Consider the following 21,925-nt stretch of genomic DNA (forward strand, 5'->3'; position numbering starts at 1 on the left):
GGTCACGTCAAACCGCACTCGTTGATCATGCTCAAATGGCTTAGGTCTCCCGTTCTAGCATGGCAATTGAGCATGCGCAACCCTTGATTTGTGCATGCTCAACGGCTATATTGAGCATGCGCAACACCCCGCCGGGGTGGCCGGCGCCGATACCTACCCGTCCCGACGGAAGGGGTCAGCACCAATGACCGAGAACGAGAGCAAAGCCGCCGCTGCGGATCTCGCGAAACGCCTGCGCCTACTGCTCGATGTTGCGATCGCTGAGTCCGGTATCGAACCGACGTATTCGCAGATCGCCGCTTACCTAGGCGAACGCGGTACCAATCTGTCGAGATCGCGGTGGACCTACATGGTGAACGGGCACCGGTACGTGCAAGATCCCGAGGTATTCGAAGGGCTGGCATCGTTCTTCGATGTCGACGCTGACTTCCTTATCGGTTCTGATGGGGCCGAGGTCCCGGCGAGAGTGAGTGCACAGCTTGATCTTGTGCGCTCAATGCGGGCGGCGAAGGTCAAGTCCTACGCAGCCCGCACCCTTGGAGATATTTCACCGAAAGCTCTCCAAGCCATCAGCAGGTTCCTAGACGAGGAAATGGCACACACAATCGAGCAGTGACGGTGCCCCCGGCGCGGAGTAACGCCGGTAGATGCTCTCGAAGGAGGGTGAGCAGAGCATGAATGTCGAAATGACCGTGTCTACGGCTGTCGCGGATCTTGCTCTGGGCGGAGCCTTCACCTTCGACGCCTTGTTCGACGCTGTGCGGCAGCGCAGACAACGGAAGCTGCGCGTCGTTGAGCTTGCCGAGCTTGGTGACCACGATGGCATCTGCGCCGTCTGGCTGACTACCGATACTGAGGATCTGATCCTTCATGCCCACAGCGACTCGGTTCTACACCGCCAACAGTTCGTTCTGCATGAGTTCGCTCACATGATTCTTGGGCACTGTGACGGCGACGAGTGCTCCGAGGTGGATGCCCTGCTGCCCGATATCCCACCTCACACTCGGGGACGTTTGCTCAGGCGTCAGGACCTCGACACAGACACCGAGATCGCTGCAGAGTCATTGGCCGACCGGCTCGCCGCAGGCATCCGCGGTTCGGCCTTCGCGGAGTCTCGCTACTCGGAGATATTCGCATGATCCAGACGCTCGTCGCGGCACTCATGTGGGCGCTGGTGGCGAGCCTGCTGATCCTGCGGCGCGGGCGCACGGACCGCAATATCACGTACTCTGCGCTCACCATCGCTATCGCCATGACACTCAACGTCGATGCGATCTACGTCGTCGTCGATCGAGTCCTTGGTGCAACCAACCTGGCCACGCTGCTCTCAGATGGCCTCCTCATGATCGGCCTCTTCTTCCTTGGCCGGGCAGCAATGAAAGCGGGGGAGTATCGCCCTCGGTTGGTGCGCGCAGCCGTTGGCCCGTCGGCACTGTTCATTGCGCTCCTTGGCGCCTCAGTGACCTTCATGTTCATCGATCGAGGGTCAACGACGGTCAACTTCATGATTGATCTCGGCGCCCAACCATGGGCCGCGACGTACTCGATCATCGCCTTCACGTATTGCGGGATCGTCGTTGCCGCGATGCTCGCGCTGGCGACACGCGAGTTCCGGCTTGGTGATGGCATCCAGCGCATTCCGCCAGCGCTCCTGTTTATCGGCTCCGCTTCAGGTGTCGCACTCTGCGCGGTGGTGATAATTATGGATGTTGCGCACATCTCGGGCTACCTCGAACTCATGAGCGCGGTCAGCGCAACGTATGGGCCGCTATCTCTACTCGCGTTTGTCTTTCTGTGCGCCGGATTCGTAGGGCAACCAATGGTCCGATACTTGCGTGATCGCGCCCGACGCGCGCACACAGCTGAGATGGTGAGAGAGCTGGAGCCGCTCTGGCGTCGAGCAACGCTCGTGCGGCCGGGGCTCAGCGGCACGAACTCGCTCGGGTCGAGCCTGGATGACCCAGAGGTGCGCCTCCACCGCGAGATCGTCGAGATCCGTGACGCCATGATCGATCCACGCGTCTCTTTCGAAGTCACTGGACCCGATCGTGCATTGCTGGAGCGAGCCGAGGCTCACCTCTTGGGGGCTGATGCGCGCGGTGCACGTGAACCTGTGCCTGGTCGCCCGGCACGCGAACGAGGACAGGTATGAGACGGATCATCGCTGCGGGCGCGGCGCTACTTACCGCGGGAAGTCTGAGTCTCGGATGGACTATCGCCCGGAGGCTGACCGCACCAGTGGGCCCAAGGAACTTCGACCTGACCATCCGCGACGTGGAAGTTGATGGAGATCGGCGACTACTGGTCCTCGACCGCACACGCGAGACTGCCGCGCGTGGTGTCTACAACCTGTGGTTCGAGACGGGCGATTGGGTGCGAGTATCCGACGAAGTGCTCGACCGAGGCTCTGATCAGATCGCCCGGGTTGTGACGGATATGGCAAACGACTTCCGAGCTTCCGCTTGCGACCGCTTCTCATGGAGCGGGATCTACTTCGCAAACCCAGCTGATGCAGGCCTCAGTGCCACGGACGTCTCGATCGACACAGGTGCGGGCGTAGCCCCGGCCTGGCTCATTGAGGGCGAAGAGAACTGTTCGACCTGGGCGATCCACATCCACGGTCTTGGGAGTAGTCGGGCCGGAACCTTGCGCGGTGCGCAGGTCGCCACGGAGTTGGGCTACACGTCGGTCATCGTCAGCTACCGCAACGACGGCGAAGGCCTCCGACTTGATACCGGACGCTCAACGCTTGGCCTCACCGAGAGCGAGGACGCCGAAGCCGCAGTGGCGTACGCGATCCAGAACGGCGCGGAACGGATCGTGCTGTTTGGTTGGTCGATGGGTGCCGCGATCGCGCTACGAGTTGCCAGCCGCGCACGAGAGCGCGGTGTTTTCGCCGGACTCGTCTTGGACTCTCCAGTTCTCAACTGGATCGACGTGATCAAAGCGAACTGCGCGCGCAGCGGTTTGCCCGCAGCCGCAGGCAATCTCGCCACCCCGTGGTTGACGTTCGGCCCGTTCGCTCGAATGGTTGGGCTGCCGAGCGCAATCCCACTTCCGGAGTTTGATTGGGTGCAGCGTGCCGAGGAGCTCACCGTGCCCATGCTGATCCTTCACGGCGCCAGGGACGACTCAGCTCCCATCAGCGTGTCGAAAGCACTGCGCGCGCGACGTCCTGACCTTGTTCAACTGGAATCCTTTGGCGCAGGGCACACGCTTGCTTGGAACTCCGACCCGGCGCGATGGCGTTCTACGGTCAGCGCCTGGCTCGCGAAGCACCTGGTTTCTTAATCCGCAACGTGATGCGACCGCGATCTCGCGAGGGGCAGTAAGCCGGTTCACACCGGGAAAAACCCTACTCAACCGGCTGTCACTCCGATATCATCGGGAATGTCGGTCCGAGCGGGTCGAGATGGAGGACTTACGTGACCGAGCCGTGGCTGTCAGCCGACGACATTGCCGTTCATCTCGGCGTCACGAAGGACACCATCTACACCTGGATCGCTGAGAAGGGCATGCCCGCCCACAAGATCGGTCGACTGTGGAAGTTCCAGGCCAGCGAGATTGACGACTGGGTTCGAGGCGGCGGCGCGGCCGGAAACGTGTCTGACGGGGCGGAGGGCTAACGCTTGCGCATCATCAATAACGTCACAGACCTCCTCGGAGATGATCTCAAGAACGAGATCACCCCGGGCTCCAAAGTCCGTATCGCTGCATCGACGTTTTCGATCTTCGCGTTCGAGGCGCTCCGTAAGGAGCTGGAGCAGGTTTCTGAGCTGGAGTTCATTTTTACGACGCCAGCGTTCGTGACGGAGAAGATGACGGACAAGCTCCGCAAGGAGCGCCGCGAGTTCTTCATCCCCGGTGGGCACGCCGAGTCGAGCCTGTCTGGGTCGGAGTTTGAGATTAGGTTGCGCAACCAACTCACCCAGCGCGCAGTAGCGAAGGAATGTGCCGACTGGGTACGCCGCAAGGTCACGTTCCGCTCGAACGCAACCAGCAACCCAATGCAGCAGTTCGCAGTCGTTGGCGACAGCGCCGCTTACACGTCTCTGCAAGGCTTCACCACGGCCGACCTTGGCTACGAGCGGGGCAACGCGGTATCGAACATGGTGCAACGCGTCGATGAGGCTCCGATGACGTCTCAGTACCTCCAGCTGTTTGACCAAATCTGGCACAATCCCGATCAGCTGGACGATGTTACTCAAACGGTCCATGACCACATTGCCAGCGTCTATGCGGAAAATGCCCCAGCACGCATCTACTTCCTAGTCCTTTACAAGCTGTTTGCGGAGTTTTTGGACGACATCAACGAGGATGTCCTGCCGAACGATCGCACTGGCTATCAAGACACGAAGGTTTGGCAGAGTCTCTACAATTTCCAGCGCGATGCGGCAACCGGGATCATCAACAAGCTGGAGACCTACAACGGCTGCATCCTCGCCGACAGTGTTGGTCTGGGTAAGACCTTCACGGCACTGGCGGTGATCAAGTACTACGAGCTGCGCAACAAATCGGTGCTCGTCCTGGCTCCGAAAAAGCTCTCCGAGAACTGGACAAACTACAACGCAAACCTCACGACGAATATTTTTGCGTCTGATCGGTTTAACTACGACGTCCTCGCCCACACCGACCTCTCCCGCACACGCGGAGAGTCGCTCGGTCTGAGACTGGATCGGATCAACTGGGGCAACTACGACTTGGTTGTCATCGATGAGTCGCACAACTTTCGCAACGCCGACTACGCCGAGGAAAAGGAATCTCGCTACCAACGGCTCATGCGGAAAGTTATCCGAGAAGGTGTAAAGACCAAGGTGCTGATGCTCTCGGCGACCCCGGTCAACAACCGCTTCAACGACTTGAAGAACCAGCTCCAACTCGCCTACGAAGGGGAGTCGGAGAACCTCGCCCAGCATCTGAACCTCTCGACCACCGTAGAGAAAGTCTTCAGCGACGCGCAGCGAGTCTTCAATGAGTGGTCCAAACTCGACCCTCAAGAGCGCACCACCGATCGCATCCTCAAGATGCTCGACTTCGACTTCTTCGAGCTACTCGACGCGGTGACGATTGCCCGCTCGCGAAAGCACATCCAGGCGTTCTACGACACCACCGAGATCGGAGCCTTTCCCGAACGCCTCCCACCGCTCTCGATCCGCGCACCGCTCACTGACCTAGCGGATGTGCCGGACTTCAACGATATCTTCGAGCAACTCCAAGCGCTTACCCTCGCCGTCTACACTCCGATGGCTTACGTATTTCCAAGTCGGTTGAGTAAGTACGAGGATCTGTACAACGTCACAACAGGCAGCGCCCGCTCCAACCTTGGCCAGGCCGGGCGCGAGCAAGGCCTGAAGAAGCTCATGACGGTGAACCTTCTCAAACGACTGGAGAGTTCAGTCGAAGCCTTCCGCCTGACCATAAGCAAGATCGAGGAGTCAGTGGACCGCACCTTGCGGCGCCTCGATTCTCACGCAGGAGCGCTCGCTGATCTGAGCGCGGACCTCACGGGGCTTGACTTCGATCTCGATGATGAAGACGATGCAAACATCGAGGCCATTTCGTTCGGCGAGAAGATCAAGATCGACCTCGACGACATTGACATCGAGTCTTGGCAGCGGGACCTCTGGAACGATCGTGAGACCCTTCGAGAACTGCTTGATGAGATGCGCAAGGTCACTCCGGCCCACGACCTGAAGCTCCAGAAAATCAAGCAACTCATCACCGAGAAGGTCGCACGTCCGATCAATCCTGGCAACCGCAAGGTGCTGGTCTTTTCGGCGTTCGCTGACACCGCGAACTACCTCTACCGCGAGCTCGCCCCGGTGCTCGCCAATGCCGGACTGGAGACGGCCGTCATCACCGGCGGCAGCCACGGCGCCAAGGCCACTCTCGGCACCGGATTCGACTTCCAACAGGTCATGGCGATGTTCTCGCCAAAGTCGAAGCAACGGCACCTCACCATGCCGAAAGAGACGCGCGAATTGGACGTCCTCATTGGCACTGATGTCATCAGCGAAGGGCAAAACCTCCAGGACTGCGACTTTCTGATCAACTACGACATCCACTGGAATCCGGTGCGGATCATCCAGCGGTTTGGGCGTATCGACCGCATCGGATCCACCAATGCTCAGATTCAGCTGGTCAACTTCTGGCCCGACATTTCTCTCGACGAGTACATCAACCTCAAAGAGCGGGTCGAGAACCGCATGGTCATCGCTGACGTGGCGGGTACCGCCGATGACAACGTCCTCAGCCTGGAAAACTCCGATGCGGCGTTCCGCAAAGAACAGCTCCGCAAGCTCCAGGACGAGGTCATCGAGCTTGAAGACGTGCGCACCGGTGTCTCGATCACTGACCTCGGGCTCAATGACTTCCGGATGGATCTGCTCGGCTACATCAAGGACAACGGAGACCTCGCAGGCGTACCCAAGGGCCTGCATGCCGTCGTTCCTGCGGACCCTGCGAAGGGCCTGAAGCCGGGGGTGATCTTTGCGCTGCGCAGCGTAAACGCAGAGGATGCTCAACTCGCCGGGAAGAGTGGTAACCGTGGCAACCGGCTACACCCGCATTATCTTGTCTACCTGGACGATGAAGGCAACGTCATCGCCGACCACACCGAGGCCAAGCACCTACTCGACCTGCTCCGCGCCGGATGTCGCCCCTACGACGAGCCAATCTCCGAGGTCGTGCACGCGTTCAACGCAGCTACGCAGGAGGGTGCGCAGATGGGCAAGTACTCCGGGCTCCTGACAGATGCGATTCACTCGATGATCGACGTCACAGAAGAACGCGACATCGACAGTCTCTTCACTGGTGGACAAACCAGCGCGCTGACCCAGACCATCGCAGGCCTCGACGATTTCGAGCTGATCGCATTCGTCGCCATTGTGGACCCGTCCACGGGGATTGGGACCAATGGTTGATCTGCTGTACAAGTGGCCTGGTGCAGCGAAGTTCGGCAGCCGTGTGCCCAAGGAGAAGTTCTACGAGTACGGCAATGTCAGCACCGCTGTGCGTGAGAAGTTTATTTCTGAGGTCCAGCGCATTACCTGGGCCTACAAGCTTGCCGAATCCACGATCAACCTCCCCGGCAGCACGAGCGTGCCTGAGATCCAGGTCTTTCACATCAACACCAAGACTGGCGACGTCGCCGACCAGGTGCTATCTGCGATCGACAAGGCCATCCAGTACCCCATCATCTTCGAGATCACCCGAACAATGGCTGGTGAACCGCAGGTTCGGATGGTCGCAGCGCACAAGCAGCTCAGCACCGGTGCATCGAAACTCAGCGCCTACTATTCGACCGGTTGGCTCCCTGCTGATGCAGAACGGCAGTCGCTCCCCACAGCAATCGGTTTGCCCACCCTCTATGCAGCGATCCTGGAGCCGCTGACGCCGGTGACGGTACGGCCCGGCGAGGAGATGTCAGAGGTTGCCGACAGGCTGGCAACGGTGCGGAAACTCGAACGCGAGATCACCGCCTTGGAACGCAAGCTTCGGACTGAGCCGCAGCTCAACCGCAAGATCGAGCTACGCCGCTCGCTCAAGACCAGACAACAAGAACTCGAACAGCAGAGGTAACCCGTGGACAAACTACGAATGATGTCGCCAGACTTGACCGACGGCAACATCGAGAAGCTCGCTGAGCTGTTCCCTGCCGTCATCACAGAGTCCGTTGACGACGACGGCAATGTCAAGATGACCGTCGACTTCGATCTGCTGCGCCAGGAACTATCAGACCATCTCGTTGAGGGGCCGCAGGAACGCTACCGGCTCGATTGGCCGGGCAAGCGTGCGGCGGCATTCACTGCCAACGCGCCAATAGCAAAGACCCTGCGTCCGGTCCGTGAAGTTTCAGTGGACTTTGACACTACCAAAAACCTCTTTATCGAAGGTGACAACCTCGATGTGCTCAAACTGCTCCAGGAGTCCTACCTGGGAAAGGTAAAGCTCATCTATATCGATCCTCCATACAACACGGGATCCGACAGATTTGTTTATGAAGATGATTTTGCCGAAGAGGCCGACGAATATTTGCGGCGTTCCGGCCAGTTGAACGATCTTGGTGAGCGCGTCCGTGCGAACATCGAGTCGAGCGGCCGCTTTCACTCTGACTGGCTCAGCATGATGTACCCACGTCTCACGCTCGCGCGAAACCTGCTGGCGTCGGATGGTGTGATTTTCGTCTCCATCGGTGATGCCGAGGCTGCTGCATTGAAGCACGTGCTCGACGAAGTCATGGGTGCCAGTAACTTTGTGGCGACAGTTATCTGGCAAAAGGTCTACTCGCCGATGAACAGCGCGACGCAGTTTGCTTCGGTTCACGATTACATCCACGTCTACGCACGGAACGCGTCTGACTGGACTTCTAATCTGCTTCCGAGAACTGCTGAGCAGGACGCCGCGTATAAGAACGTTGATAACGACCCTCGTGGTTCCTGGAAGGCTGCGGATGCAACTGCGGCTGCTGGGCACGCGACACCAAGCCAGTTCTACGAGTTGGTTACCCCGGCAGGGAATCGCTTCACACCGCCACCGGGGCGCGCCTGGCTCTACACCGAGCCGCGATACCAGGAGATGCTCGCGGATAGGCGCGTGTGGTTCGGTGCGGACGGCAACGGTCGACCGGCAATCAAACGGTTCCTCACCGAAGTTAAACAAGGTCGCGTCGCGCAAACGTTCTGGCCATACAGCGAGGTGGGACACACGCAGGATGCGAAAAAGGAACTGCTAGCGCGTGTCGATTTCGCCGAGGATGACACCGTCTTTGACACGCCGAAGCCTACGCAGCTCGTTCGTCGGATGCTCGCGCTTGCGACGTCGGCTTCATCTGAAGACATCGTGATGGATTTCTTCGGGGGATCAGGTACAACGGCCGATGCGGTACTACAGCAAAACGCGGAGGATGGGGGCAATCGCCGTTTCATCTTGGTGCAGCTCCCGGACGATGGCGATGGCCGAAAGAAGGGTATTCCTGACGTGGCTCGTGAGCGCATTCGCAGCGCGGGGCACGCTGTCGTGGAGGCCGCTGGTCTTACTGGCCGAGGAAATGATGTCGGATTCCGTGCGCTGAAGGTCGACTCCTCCAACATGATTGATGTTCTCCGAAAGCCTGACGACACAGCTCAACTTTTGCTCGACGAACTTGAAGGTAGCGTCAAAGCGGATCGAACGAACGAAGACCTGCTCTTCCAAGTTCTTCTTGACTGGGGCTTGGAGCTGACGATGCCGATCACGGTCGAGCGCATACACGAACACGAAGTGCACGTGGTCGAGGACGGCGCGGTGATCGCGTGCTTTGATGACTCGGTTTCAGCTGAGGTTATTCTCGACATCGCAAAGCGCGAACCCATTCGCGCAGTGTTCCGCGACTCCGGTTTCGCTTCAGATGCAGCCCGCATCAACGCCGAGCAGGTCTTCCGTGAGATATCACCGGCGACTGATGTAAAGGCAATCTGATCGGGATGAAACTACAGTTCAAAGTTCAGCAGTATCAGACCAACGCTGTCGACTCGGTCGTGGAGATTTTTGAGGGCCAGCCGAAACATGACGGCATCTCCTATCGAATCGACCCCGGACGGGTGGCACCTGCTCCGAACCCAACGTTGTTCGAGACGAGCGAGACGCCTGACTCGGGTCTTCGAAACGCCGACATTGTGCTCTCCTCTGCTCAGTTGCTGGAAAACGTTCATAAGGTCCAGCGGACTCGCAACCTGCCGCTGTCGGCCAGGCTTGTCGATAGCAAGGCTGCTCCCGGTGCCCCGAACCTCGACATCGAGATGGAGACCGGAACCGGGAAGACGTATGTCTACATCAAGACCATCCTGGAGCTTCACAAACGGTACGGCTGGTCGAAGTACATCATCGTGGTTCCTTCGGTTGCGATCCGTGAGGGCGTCAAGAAGTCGTTCGACGTTACTGCCGAGCATTTCCAGCAGCAGTACGGGACCAAGCCGCGATCGTTTATCTACAACTCATCGCAACTGCACGAGATCGAGCGTTTCAGCTCTAATGCCGGGGTGCAGGTGATGATCATCAACATTCAGGCATTCAATGCGACAGGGAAAGACAACCGTCGCATCTACGACGTACTCGACGACTTCCAGTCGAGGCGCCCAATCGATGTGATCGCGGCGAACCGGCCTATCGTGATCATTGATGAGCCGCAGAAGATTGGTGCGGCGAAGTCCCTCGACGCGCTGTCGCGGTTCCATGGACTGATGATGTTGCGCTACTCGGCAACACACAAAGTGGATCACACGAAGGTGCACCGCCTCGACGCCTTGGACGCATACAACCAGAAGTTAGTCAAGAAGATCGCGGTGCGCGGCATCACAGTGAAGGGCTTAGCCGGATCTACCGCGTACCTGTATCTGGACGCGATTGAGATCGCCAAAGGTGCAAAGCCGCGCGCTCGAATCGAGATCGAAGTGCAGACCCAGACTGGCATCAAACGTCAGGTCAAGCGTCTTGATGTTGGTGCCAACTTGCACGACGTGTCGAACGGTATCGAGGCCTACAAAGGCTTGTTCATCACCGAGATTGACGCGAACCGAGATGTAGTCGAACTGAGCAACGGCGACGTCGTCACGGCTGGTCAACTCGCCGACCGCGACGTCACAGAGGAGACAAAGCGCCGCATCCAGATTCGCGAAGTGATCCGTGCGCATCTGGACAAGGAGCGTGAGCTGTTCAGCCAGGGCGTTAAGGTGCTCTCGCTATTTTTCATCGACGAGGTCGCCAAGTATCGCGACTACGGCCGTGAAGACACCCTTGGCGACTACGCCCGCATGTTCGAGGAAGAATTCACCGCGATCCGCGACGAGGTGCTCAGTGAACTCGCGATCGACCACGGGACCGAGGCGTTTCAGCAGTACTTGCAGCGTGACGAGGTCCGTCAAGTGCATGAGGGGTACTTCTCGATCGACAAGAAGTCCAGGCATCAAATTGATGGCTCGGTGTCTGGCCGCGGTGACGACAAGGGTCAGTCCACCGACACCGATGCATACGACCTCATTCTCAAGGACAAGGAACGCCTGCTTTCGTTCAACGAGCCAGTCCGGTTCCTGTTCTCGCATTCAGCGCTGCGTGAGGGGTGGGATAACCCCAACGTTTTCGTCATGGGGATGCTCAAGAAGAGCGACAACACGGTCTCCCGTCGACAAGAGATCGGTCGTGGCCTGCGCCTCGCCGTCGACCAGCACGGCGAGCGCATGGACAACCCCGCCACTGTGCATGACATCAACGAGCTGACGGTGGTTACTGACGAGTCGTACACCGATTTCGTTGCCGGACTTCAAAAGGAGATTTCGGAGTCCTTAGCTGCCCGACCGCGCAAGGCGACCCCCGAGTACTTCGTCGGCAAAACTGTTGAGGATGCTCCAACCGGAACCCTTCACACGATCACGCTAGATGAGGCAAAACAACTCCAGCACTGGTTGACGATTAACGCCTTTATCGACTACGAGCAGCACCTCACCGACAAGTGGCTCGGTCGGGCCGAATTACCTGAGATGCCCGAGCTGCCAGCCTCGCTGCAGCCGTACTTTTACCAGGTTGCCGAATTAGTTGACGCTCTACACGTCGCGGCGCCGGAGATCACTGACGACCGCAAGCCGAAGAAGATTCCGCTCAACGAGGCAAACTTCGCCAAGAAGGAGTTCCAGGCGCTCTGGGGCCGGATCAACCACAAGGCGGTCTACCAAGTCGAGTTCGACTCGGCCGAGCTGATCCGCAAGTCCGCCGACCATCTCGATAAGCACCTGAACGTCGCCGCGATGCAGTACGTCGTTCAAGCAGGGCAGCAGCGCGAGAAGTTGGAGGCTGACGACCTCGCGGGCGGCTCGGGGTTCGCGGTGTCGTCCACGCAGACTCACACCGAGACCGTGAGTGCGGGATCGCAAGTGAAGTATGACTTGCTTGGTGAAATCACCGAGAAGACCCAGCTCACCCGTCGTACGGTTGCCGCGATCTTGCGAGGCGTGGCACCGGGCACGTTTGGGAAGTTCCGGCTCAACCCGGAGCAGTTCATCACCGAGGCTGCGAGGCTGATCAACGAGCAGAAGGCGACTGTCATCGTGGAGCATCTGGCGTACGACACGCTGGAAGACCGGTTCGACTCGGCGATCTTCACCGAAAATCAAACCGCGCAGGACTTCAGCAAGGCGGGTGACAAACTCAAGAAACACGTCTACGACTTCGTAGTGACCGACTCGAAGATTGAGCGCGCCTTCGTCACCGAGCTAGACACCAGTACGGAGGTCGCTGTCTACGCGAAGCTCCCGCGCGGGTTCTTCATCCCGACTCCAGTGGGTGATTACAACCCCGACTGGGCGATCGCGTTCACAGAGGGCAGCGTCAAGCACGTCTACTTCGTTGCTGAAACTAAGGGCTCTCTTTCGACGCTCCAGCTCAAGGGTATGGAGGACGCCAAGATCGAGTGTGCCCGCAAATTCTTCACGTCCATTAGTGAGAAGAACGGCCAAGACGTCACCTACGACGTCGTTACCGACTACACCGAGCTGATGCAGCTCGTTACGGCATAGGTCGATCTGTGGCGCTCTTCTCGGAGAACTTTCAATGGCCATCGAGCTCGGTCGTATTTGAATCGATCGGTGATGGCGCACGCGACGGCACGGCCAAAGTTGTCGAACGTGGCGGGCGGTGGATCCTCAAATCACCGAGTAGCTTCTCGTATGCGACAGGGCAGCCTGGCATACGAGTCCTCACAGCATCTCTTGACGGGACACCGACGCTCATACGTGGAACAGTCTTCGCGATCGACGGTGACCTAGGGTTGCGAGTCGATGAACTCAGGGTCGGATCAGCTCTGGATGATGCTCAATACACAACTGTGACGGCGACATTCGAGCACCTGGCGTCGGTCTCTTCCTGCCGCCACGAGGATGGAGCGGCTCGGAGCCCTGGGCAACCATTGGTGTTCCCGGCGAGTGGCGGAGCGTCGCAAATGGAAGCGACGCTACGCAGTGGAGAGAACTCGATCACGTTGGTTGTGCCGGAGCCGGTTCCGTTGGAGGACTTTGAGACTCAACTCGCCGTCTTTCAGGCGATGCTCACATTCGCGGCAGACCTGCCGTGCGGACAACTCACGCTAGTCGCAACTGACAGGTCCGGGCAGACCGTGAACATCTTTGGACGAGACAAGTACGCGCCGTTTGAGCGTCCGACGCGCAAGCCGGTTGAGTACACGCTGAGATTCGCAGGTGACTGGATTCAACACACGATCGAGCGCTGGTGGGTGGCATACAGCGAATGGAAACCAGTCCTCCAGATCCTCGCGGGGTTGCGGTACCAGCCTGGATATGTCGACGCAGACGTGATCCTCAGCTCCGCGGCAATTGAGTCAGTCGCCACAGAGCTTCAACAACACGAAGCTCCGCGACTAAGTTCCCACGAATCTAGGCCGATTCTCGAAGCTCTGGAATCGCTGACGGGCCTGAATCATGCGCAGAAGGAGGCGGTGGCACAGCTCAAGGGCGATCTTGGGAGGACCACATTCCGTTCGAAAGTGGTGCAGCTCATCCGACATGTCGATGACGAAGTCTGGCAGCAGGCGCGGGCGTCCATTGAAGAATGGACGAAGCAATTTCTCAAGGCTCGAAATACCATTGCTCACGCGGTTTCGAGCGACATCTGGGAAAATGGCGTCTTGCTGCGCGGTATCCGGGACGCCAACTGGATCGTGCTGACTCTCGTGATTCTGAAGTACTTGGACGTTCCAGACCCGGCAATTGGCCGCGCTGCGGAACGACTCGGCACACGGCACGGCGTTCGCTATCGCGGCATTGAAATCTTCACCTGAGATCGCTGACTTCAGCACCACCACGCGTCTTGCAGATCGAGGTTTCGGCAACTCCCGTGTGATTCCTGAAGCTACCGATCCTGCTCGTTCACCTTCTCCTTGATGGAGAGAAGGTGAGCTGCGGTGACGGTGTCGATGCGGGTGATGTCGGCGGGCGACGGCCACAAGTACCTGCTGCGCACAGTGGCCGCCGGTGACGGCGAACGCAACCTTTCGACCCCGTTGACGAGGTACTACAACGCAGACGGCACACCGCCGGGACGATGGATGGGCAGCGGTCTCCCAGGGCTCGGAAGAGGGCAATTCCACGACGGCGATGGAGTCACCGAGGCCCAGCTCCAGCTGCTGATTGGCATGGGGCGTGATCCTGTCACGGGGGAGCCGCTTGGGCGCGCGTACCCGGCTTACAAATCGGCACCTGAGCGGGTTGGTGAGCGAGTCAGCGCGCTCGATCCCGAGCTGGGTCCTACCGCTCGGGCCCGAGCAGTCGCGGCGATCGAAGCGGAGGAATCCGAGCGTGGCACGCGACGAGCCGTGGCCGGATATGACTTCACCTTCTCCGTCCCGAAGTCCGCCTCCGTGCTGTGGGCAGTTGCTGACGCAGGAACGCAATCTCTCATCGTCAACGCACACCATGCGGCGGTTGCAGAGGTGGTTGCGTTCATGGAGCGTGAGGTTGCAGCTACTCGTGCCGGTGCAACCCCTGGGGATGGTGCCGTTGCACAGGTCGACGTGCGTGGGTTGATCGCAACAGCGTATGACCACTACGACTCACGCTCAGGCGATCCCCATCTGCACACGCACGTCGTGATCAGCAACAAGGTGCAGACAGTGCTCGACAACAAGTGGCGAAGCTTGGACGGGCGGCCCCTGCACGCTGCGACAGTGGCGCTTTCCGAGATCCACGAAGCCGTGTTCGCCGATCACCTCACGCGGCTCTTCGGAGTTGAGTGGGAAACGCGTGAGCGCGGACGGGACCGCAATGCGGCATGGGCGATCGCGAAGGTCCCTGAACAACTTGTGTCCGAGTTCTCGTCGCGGTCGCGGCACATCGACGAGGAGAAGGATCGTCTCATCGCTGCGTACGTGGAGAAGCACGGCAGGCAACCCTCCAGCACGACGATTATCAAGCTGCGTGCCCAGGCGACACTCGCTACACGACCGGAGAAAGAGATCCATTCTCTAGCCGAACTCACCACTCAATGGAGGAGGCGAGCGGGCAAGATCCTTGGGGTGGATGCCACTCATTGGGCATGCTCGGTCACGGCGAATGAGGTGCCGTTGCTCCTGCGCGCTGATGATGTGCCGCTTGACGTAGTTCGTGGGCTGGGTCAGAGCGTCGTGACCGCAGTCGGAGAAAAACGTTCGACCTGGCGGCGCTGGAATCTCACTGCCGAAGCTGCACGCCAAACGATGAGGTACCGTTTCGCCAACACACGCGATCGCGAAGCGATCATCGGCATGGTGGTGGACGCGGCTGAGGCTGTGTCGATTCGGCTCACGCCGCCTGATCTAGCATCCAGTCCCGCCGTTTTTCGGAGGAATGATGAATCGTCGGTGTTCCGGCCGAAGAACTCCACGGTGTTCTCGTCGGGTGAGCTGCTCGACGCAGAGGAGCGCCTGCTTCAACTCGCGCATACAACGACGGGACCGACTGTCTCGTTGGAGACGGTCGAGCGGATCGTGCGAAAGCCTGATCGTGAGCGGTTGGTGCTGGGGGAGGACCAAACGTCCGCACTGATGGAGATCGCCGTGTCTGGACGTATCGTCGATTTGCTTGTCGGCCCGGCTGGTGCCGGGAAAACGACTGCGATGAATGCGCTGCGACGGGCGTGGGAGAAGGAACACGGCAAAGGGGCTGTCGTTGGACTTGCGCCTTCGTCGAGTGCGGCACAGGTACTTGCTGAGGATCTTGGGATTGCGACCGAGAACACGGCGAAATGGTGGCAGAACCATCTCCAAGCAGGCGTGAGCTTCCAGCCGGGTCAGCTCGTGATCGTTGATGAAGCGTCGCTAGCGGGAACGCTCTCGCTCGACCGAATCACCCAGCTCGCGGCTGAGGTCGGAGCGAAAGTGCTACTCGTCGGCGACTACGCACAGCTCCAGGCCGTCGACGCGGGCGGCGCATTCGGGCTGCTCACGCACGACCGCGATGACGTGCCCGAACTCGTCGACGTTCACCGATTCACCCACAACTGGGAGAAGCGCGCATCTCTCGATCTTCGCCACGCCCACACCGATGTCATCGACACCTACGATGAGCACAATCGCATCGTTGACGGGGACACCGAAAGCATGATCGATGCCGCCTACACCGCATGGCGCACCGACCTCCTCGCGGGGCGCGCAACGGTTCTCGTCTCCGACTCCAACGAATCCGTGACCGCGCTCAATAACCGCGCGCGGACCGATCTCATCCTCGACGGAACTGTCCGGGGGACGCGCGAATCAGAGCTGCACGATGGAACCCATGCGGCGTGCGGTGACACCGTCATCACTCGCCGCAATGATCGCCGCCTGCTGGCCGGACGCAGCTGGGTGCGCAACGGCGACCGCTGGAGCGTCGTCGATGTTCGACGCGACGGATCGATGCTGGTTCGACGTACCGGAGGTTCCTGGGGATCCAGCGTCCTCCTTCCAACTGAGTACGTCGCGGAGCACGTCGAACTCGGCTACGCGGTCACCTCCTTCCGGGCGCAAGGCCTCACCACCGACACTGCCTACGCGCTCGTCGACTCGACCATGACCCGAGAGACCTTCTACGTGGCTATGACACGGGGGCGTGATGCCAACGTCGCCTACGTCGCTGTGCATAAACCCGACCCATCCCACGATGGCCCGCATCCGGGACAGAACGATGAAGTCACCGGCCGCAGCGTGCTTATCAGCGTCCTCCAACACGTCGGCGCCGAGCTCTCTGCGCATGAAACGATCGCCGTCGAACAAGAGTCCTGGGGAACGATCGCGCAGCTCGCCGCAGAATATGAGACGATCGCCGCGGCAGCGCAACGCGACCGGTGGGCCGCCCTGGTGCGGATATCCGGCCTCACTACAGAAGAAGTGAATGAGGTCATTGGCTCGGATGCGTTCGGCCCCCTGACCGCAGAGCTGCGCCGAGCTGAAGCCAACCATCATGACCTGGCCAGCGTGCTCCCGCGTCTTGTCGGGGCACGCGGTTTTGGGGATGCGGACGACATCGCTGCGGTCATCCGTCACCGGCTGATTGCGGCCACTGCTCGGCCCGTGGGATCGGGGCGTTCACGGATAGCGGCCAGGCTCATTGCAGGGCTCGTGCCCGAAGCGATGGGGTCGGTCGCTGATGACATGCGTCAGGCGCTCGATGAACGTCGTGACCTCATCACGCAGCGAGCCGACGCAGTGCTCGGCAAAGCAATCGCTGATGATGCGCAATGGATCGCGTCACTCGGTGAAGCTCCCGCTGCTGCATCGGGGCGTGAAAGGTGGCAGTTGGCGGCGCGGACGATCGCCGCGTATCGCGACCGATACGCCGTCACGACGCCGAGCCCGCTTGGGGGCCGACCCGAGGCCACGGCGCAGCGAATCGATCATGCGAGGGCAGAAGCAGCGTTCACCGAGATCCGCCGTTTGAACGCCGCGGCCAAGGTTGCGCAGTCCCATCGTGAGCCGTCTGAGCGGACTTCGGAGGGGCGGGTGCTCTGACCGCTGCCCGGTCGCGCCGGTGCACGCGCTTTTCTCCGGTCAACTGCGCTGAAGAGGATGAGCGATTACAGGCCGCGTGAATCGGGTGTGCGACGATCACACGCTGCAGCGATGCGAAATGCTCGTGACAGCTCCATGTTGGGGTCGTTGCTCTTGTCCTCGTCGGCGAGTCGAAGAACGTCTTCGGAACCTGTGAGCAAACGGGCGCGTCTGTCTTGAATAAGGATGTTGGAGCCATAGCTGGCGGCACTCGTCACGGGGCCAGGCACCGCACCGACTGAGCGACCAAGCTCCACTGCTTCGTCGGCGACACGCAGCGATCCCGACCGCGCCCCCGCCTCAACGATCACCGTCGTCGAGGAGAGCGCGGCCATAATCCGGCCACGATCGAGAAAGCGCTGCCGTGTTGGTGCGACACCCGGTGCAACCTCAGAAACGAGGAGACCTTGTTGCTCAATACGCGCAAACAGATCCGCGTGTCCAGCAGGGTACGCGCGATCGACCCCACCCGCGAGGACTGCAATCGTTCTTCCACCGGACGCCAGTGCCGACTGGTGTGCGACTGCTTCGATACCGTAAGCACCGCCTGCGACGACGACACGGCCGCTGAGCGCGAGGTCACTGGCGAGTTCAATCGCCATGTGGTCCCCATACGCCGTGGAGGCGCGCGCACCGGTCAGCGTGATGCGGTCGGCGAGAGGCTTGGCCAGCAACGCAGTCTCGCCACGCGTCCACAGCGCATATGGTGTGCGTGATCCAAGATCGTTGAGGGCAACTGGCCAATCCTTCTCACCCGGAATCAGGACCTGGAGGCCTTGCCGCTCGAAGGTTGTCATCTGTGTGGCCAAGGTGTCGGCGCTGCTCACAGTGTGCAAGCGTTCGCGCCATACGGCCGCTGCGATTTGGTCGAGGCCGGGCACTGCGCCGTCAGCATCAGCGAGGCGGAGCAGCTCTACGGCACCGACTTGGCCAAGGAGACGACCGGTCGACGGATCATTCGGTGCGGCCACGAGCGAGAGAACGGTACGCGCGCTCCGCTCGTCGTGTCCGAGGGAAGAGAGGGAAGTCATCATCGGGCTCCTTCACAGCCAGTCATCACCGTGCAGGTGCCCAGCACCGCCCTTTCCTACGTCGTGGGTTCGGCGTACCCTTGGAACCAGGCGACACACTCAATGTTCGCCATCGCCCGCGCGATGGCATGACGGCCCCGGGGCAGTCCTCCAAGGTTCAACGTTGCCGAACCATGAGAGGACCGTTGTCATGCTTCGAATCATCTGGTTTATCAGCATCCACCTCCGCAACGTCATGCGCAGGTACATGCCGACCAATATCCTGCTCGATGCGATTCGCACCCGCCGCGGGCTCAAGTGGGGCGTGCCCGCGATGCTCCTCGCCATCCCGTACCTTCTCGCCACGAGCGTCTGCACGGCGCTCATCGACGGGGGAGCGTCCCGTTGGCTCTACGTCGTGGCACTTGTCTGCATCTGGAACGCGCTCAAGTTCATCGTGATCGGGCCGGTCTCAGCCGTGATCCTTCTTAGGGTGCGGAATGCGGAGCGCCGGAACAGGCGACGTCAGCCACGCACAACCAGTGCACAATGGGCGTGAAGGGCGACGGACGCACCAAGAGGATGGCAACCACCGACACATGCATCCGGTGATTGCTGATGGCGCAGAACAGCGGCCGTTAGGGGATCTCGGGGCTGCCTAGCGTATTGCTGGCGCGTCTACGAGCCGGGCAGGTTGCTTCATGACACTCTAAAATCAGTCTGTGAAACAGGAGGTTCGGATGCGGCGAGTTAAGGTCGGACGCCATACCGTCGAAGCTTCAGACGTTCTGGCGTCGTATTGGCGTTTCGCTGCTGAGCGGCAGAATGTCTATCACGCGCGGCTGCTTGGCGATCCTGGACCCTGGACGGATGACCCGGTTATCTCACGATTCCGCTTCACAAATGCCTACCGTGCAGCTGACCGCGTCTCGCAGGACCTGATTCGTGTCGCATACGAGGGGCCTCAGGATGCGGAGAACCTCGTGTTTCGTGTCATGTTGTTCAGATTCTTCAACAAACCATCGACATGGGCGGCGTTGGAATCGCAGTTTGGCGAGATATCGGTTGATTCGTTTGACGTCGATGCCTTCGATAGCGTCCTGGACCGTCTACTTTCAGAAGGCGAACGGATCTACTCAGCGGCCTATATCATCCCGCCGCCGCCGTTTGGAGCAGTCAGGAAACACCGCAATCACTTGCTGCTCATCGATCACATGTTGCACGCCGGGGTCGCGGATCGGATAGCGGCGGCGACATCGCTACGTGAGGTCTTTGAAACCGTTTCGTCATTCCCCTCCTTGGGCCCATTCTTGTCGTACCAGCTTGCGATCGATTTCAACTACACGACCGTCATCGACTTCGATGAGAACGACTTTGTAGTTCCTGGGCCTGGCGCCCGCAGTGGAATCAAGAAGTGCTTCCCAGGCTTAGGCGAGGCCTCGGCAGAAGATGTCATACGTTGGATGGTCGACACTCAAGCGGATCAGTTCGAGCAGAACGGAATCGCGTTCCCTGATCTGTTTGGTCGTGCATTGACCCTCATCGACTGCCAGAATCTCTTCTGCGAAACAGACAAGTACGCAAGAGTCATGCACCCCGACGTACGAGGAGTCGGGAACCGCAGTCGCATCAAGCAGCAATTCCTTCCTCAGGGAAACCCAAGGCTTCCATTTTTCCCGCCCAAATGGGGTATCAATGAACGCGTCTCAATGAGCTCCGTGGCGCGAGCGTCCCAGAAACTCGACAGCAGCGGCCTCAAGATCATGGTCCCCGACTCCTTGGACCAGCTGATTGAGCACACTGCGCTCCACCCCGTTCTGGGCTGACCAAAAAAGCTCGATCATTCGAATAAAGGCGAGCAGGAGGGGATCAGTAAGCGACGGTTCGAGATCGACTAAGCGTTCGCCTGACCGCAATCTGTTCTCCAACCGCATCCACTCCTGCAACTCCCCGGCCGATTCCTTCCATTCCGTATCGAAGAAGGCGCGGACTCCACCAGGGCGTCGGTCTACTGTTTCGTGATTCGCGTTCACGACGCTCTCAGCTCTGTCGAAGTGTCGCTCGTACAGATGCATCGAGGAGCTGAAGAACACCAAGCGTCCGGGCTCATAATCCAGCCAGCGAGACATCATCTCTAGCAACAGCGTCCATTCGAAGGCGTTGATCCCGGAAAATCCCCACCAGATGTCCGTGCTGCGCGCCGCAACATGGAGATGGAGCTTCCCATCCCGAAGCAGGAAGTGTAGCCAGTTGTTACACGGAACGTCGAGGCTTTCAACAAAATCGCGATCGGGATCGTAGATGCTGATGACCGCACGCCGCGATAGAGGATCAGCACGAAGAATTCTTACGACTTCCGAAAGCTGATCGATGCCGTTCCAATTCCGGATCCGCGGGCCGTAGCCAGCTCTCCACGTAGTTCCATCGTCTGAGAATTCTGAGGCGCGCTTCAGATACGCTCCGAGATACTCCATGTCGTTTCGTCCGCAGATCACCCACATGCTCTCCGCAATTGACGCAAAGATATTGTTGTGGCGATTCGTGGCGATGACCTGACGGGAGCGAATATCGGAGATCTCGATGAGTCGTGCCCGTAACTCGCGTGTTGAATTGCCACGGACTTCGACGTTTTCACCGGATTCGAGGACGCATCTCAGCTCCTCAATGAAGGCGGTCTGAACATCCCTGTACACGGTCATGGCAGGTCTCACGCACCCACTGCTATCGACGCGAGCCCGTGGGCGAGTAGAGCATCAGCAATCAACGCATAGGTTGCGTCCTCGCCAGCGCTCGGCACGATGACCGCGAGGTCGGGATGCTCGTCGACAAGCGCTCGGTAGCCCGCTTTCACACCATGCGTGTTGTTGTCGTCGACGTAATGGGGTTCTAGGAAAACAAACACAATGGATGGGACGATCGGGTGCCAGATTGTATGGACGAGGTCTCGAAAACTCGATTCGGATAACCCCGATTGCTCGACTGATCCGCCGTACCATCCGTACGCAATGGTTGACCACCACCATCGGTCGAGGATCAAGGACTGCGTCCTGGCCGCTTCTACTAGGTGGCAGATTGACTCTGCATGACAAGCAAGATGAGCAAGTTGTTGAGCGAGCCCCGACCGAGGCCTCTCAGTATCAGCCTCGCCCTCCAACGCCGTGTAAAGCTGCTTGGTGAAAGGGGTGAAGCCCCTTGGCATGTGGGCAAACACAGTTGAGTTCGCAGGCACTGCGGCTTGAAGACGCTTTAGCTGTGTCGACTTTCCCGTCTGGTCGAGACCCTCGAAGACGATGACGGCACCGGGATGGATGATGATGCTAGCAGCAGACATCGCCAACTCCTTCGCTCTGCCCAGCGTGGCTCCAAGGTGGTG

General features: G+C 59.6%; 16 protein-coding genes. 13 read left to right on the plus strand and 3 right to left on the minus strand.

What is annotated here, in order from left to right; all coding sequences use genetic code 11:
* Positions 1–184 precede the first annotated feature (184 nt).
* The 11 genes from PU630_RS05815 (at position 185) to mobF (ending at position 17,503) form a co-directional block, all read left to right on the plus strand.
* Positions 185–616 (plus strand): hypothetical protein, encoded by a 432-nt coding sequence (locus tag PU630_RS05815; RefSeq protein ID WP_275279383.1) that lies wholly within the window; start codon positions 185–187, stop codon positions 614–616.
* A 58-nt stretch (positions 617–674) separates the two neighbouring features.
* Positions 675–1,139, plus strand: a complete 465-nt coding sequence (locus tag PU630_RS05820) for a hypothetical protein (protein WP_275279384.1) — start codon at positions 675–677, stop codon at positions 1,137–1,139.
* Positions 1,136–2,152: a DUF6545 domain-containing protein gene (locus tag PU630_RS05825; RefSeq protein ID WP_275279385.1), complete on the plus strand. Its 1,017-nt coding sequence runs from the start codon at positions 1,136–1,138 to the stop codon at positions 2,150–2,152. Before PU630_RS05820 ends, PU630_RS05825 begins: the two co-directional genes overlap by 4 nt.
* Positions 2,149–3,291, plus strand: a complete 1,143-nt coding sequence (locus PU630_RS05830; RefSeq protein ID WP_275279386.1) for an alpha/beta hydrolase — start codon at positions 2,149–2,151, stop codon at positions 3,289–3,291. The genes PU630_RS05825 and PU630_RS05830 overlap by 4 nt, the downstream gene beginning before the upstream one ends.
* A gap of 134 nt (positions 3,292–3,425) precedes the next feature.
* Complete coding sequence (locus PU630_RS05835) at positions 3,426–3,626, plus strand: helix-turn-helix domain-containing protein (RefSeq protein ID WP_275279387.1); 201 nt, start codon at positions 3,426–3,428, stop codon at positions 3,624–3,626.
* Between the two features lie 3 nt (positions 3,627–3,629).
* On the plus strand, positions 3,630–6,923 hold the full coding sequence (locus tag PU630_RS05840; RefSeq protein WP_275279388.1) for a helicase-related protein: 3,294 nt from the start codon (positions 3,630–3,632) through the stop codon (positions 6,921–6,923).
* Positions 6,916–7,581: a DUF4391 domain-containing protein gene (locus PU630_RS05845; RefSeq protein WP_275279389.1), complete on the plus strand. Its 666-nt coding sequence runs from the start codon at positions 6,916–6,918 to the stop codon at positions 7,579–7,581. Before PU630_RS05840 ends, PU630_RS05845 begins: the two co-directional genes overlap by 8 nt.
* Before the next feature lie 33 nt (positions 7,582–7,614).
* Positions 7,615–9,459, plus strand: a complete 1,845-nt coding sequence (locus PU630_RS05850; RefSeq protein WP_275279390.1) for a site-specific DNA-methyltransferase — start codon at positions 7,615–7,617, stop codon at positions 9,457–9,459.
* 5 nt (positions 9,460–9,464) lie between these two features.
* Positions 9,465–12,545: a type III restriction-modification system endonuclease gene (locus tag PU630_RS05855; protein ID WP_275279391.1), complete on the plus strand. Its 3,081-nt coding sequence runs from the start codon at positions 9,465–9,467 to the stop codon at positions 12,543–12,545.
* An 8-nt stretch (positions 12,546–12,553) separates the two neighbouring features.
* Positions 12,554–13,822 carry a hypothetical protein gene (locus PU630_RS05860; RefSeq protein ID WP_275279392.1) on the plus strand — a complete coding sequence of 423 codons (1,269 nt, stop codon included), beginning with the start codon at positions 12,554–12,556 and terminating at the stop codon, positions 13,820–13,822.
* Positions 13,823–13,957: 135 nt separating this feature from the next.
* On the plus strand, positions 13,958–17,503 hold the full coding sequence (gene mobF, locus PU630_RS05865; RefSeq protein WP_487345451.1) for a MobF family relaxase: 3,546 nt from the start codon (positions 13,958–13,960) through the stop codon (positions 17,501–17,503).
* A gap of 65 nt (positions 17,504–17,568) precedes the next feature.
* Here the strand turns inward: mobF and PU630_RS05870 are convergent, their stop codons facing one another.
* Positions 17,569–18,576 carry a DNA-processing protein DprA gene (locus PU630_RS05870; RefSeq protein ID WP_275279395.1) on the minus strand — a complete coding sequence of 336 codons (1,008 nt, stop codon included), beginning with the start codon at positions 18,574–18,576 and terminating at the stop codon, positions 17,569–17,571.
* 187 nt (positions 18,577–18,763) lie between these two features.
* On the opposite strand from PU630_RS05870, the gene PU630_RS05875 reads away from it, so the two are divergent.
* A complete protein-coding gene (locus PU630_RS05875; RefSeq protein WP_275279396.1) occupies positions 18,764–19,111 on the plus strand; it encodes a sulfate permease in 348 nt (115 codons plus the stop codon).
* A 163-nt stretch (positions 19,112–19,274) separates the two neighbouring features.
* A complete protein-coding gene (locus PU630_RS05880) occupies positions 19,275–20,378 on the plus strand; it encodes a nucleotide kinase domain-containing protein (protein ID WP_275279397.1) in 1,104 nt (367 codons plus the stop codon).
* On the opposite strand, the gene PU630_RS05885 is transcribed toward PU630_RS05880, so the two are convergent.
* Together PU630_RS05885 and PU630_RS05890 are read right to left on the minus strand one after the other, a co-directional pair.
* Positions 20,259–21,251 carry a thymidylate synthase gene (locus tag PU630_RS05885; RefSeq protein ID WP_275279398.1) on the minus strand — a complete coding sequence of 331 codons (993 nt, stop codon included), beginning with the start codon at positions 21,249–21,251 and terminating at the stop codon, positions 20,259–20,261. The genes PU630_RS05880 and PU630_RS05885 overlap by 120 nt on opposite strands.
* An 8-nt stretch (positions 21,252–21,259) precedes the next feature.
* Entirely contained in the window at positions 21,260–21,883 is a 624-nt protein-coding gene (locus PU630_RS05890) for a dTMP kinase (RefSeq protein WP_275279399.1), read from the minus strand.
* Positions 21,884–21,925: the final 42 nt, after the last annotated feature.

Origin of the sequence: Microbacterium horticulturae (genome assembly GCF_029094505.1) — a bacterium.
GTDB lineage: Bacteria > Actinomycetota > Actinomycetes > Actinomycetales > Microbacteriaceae > Microbacterium > Microbacterium horticulturae.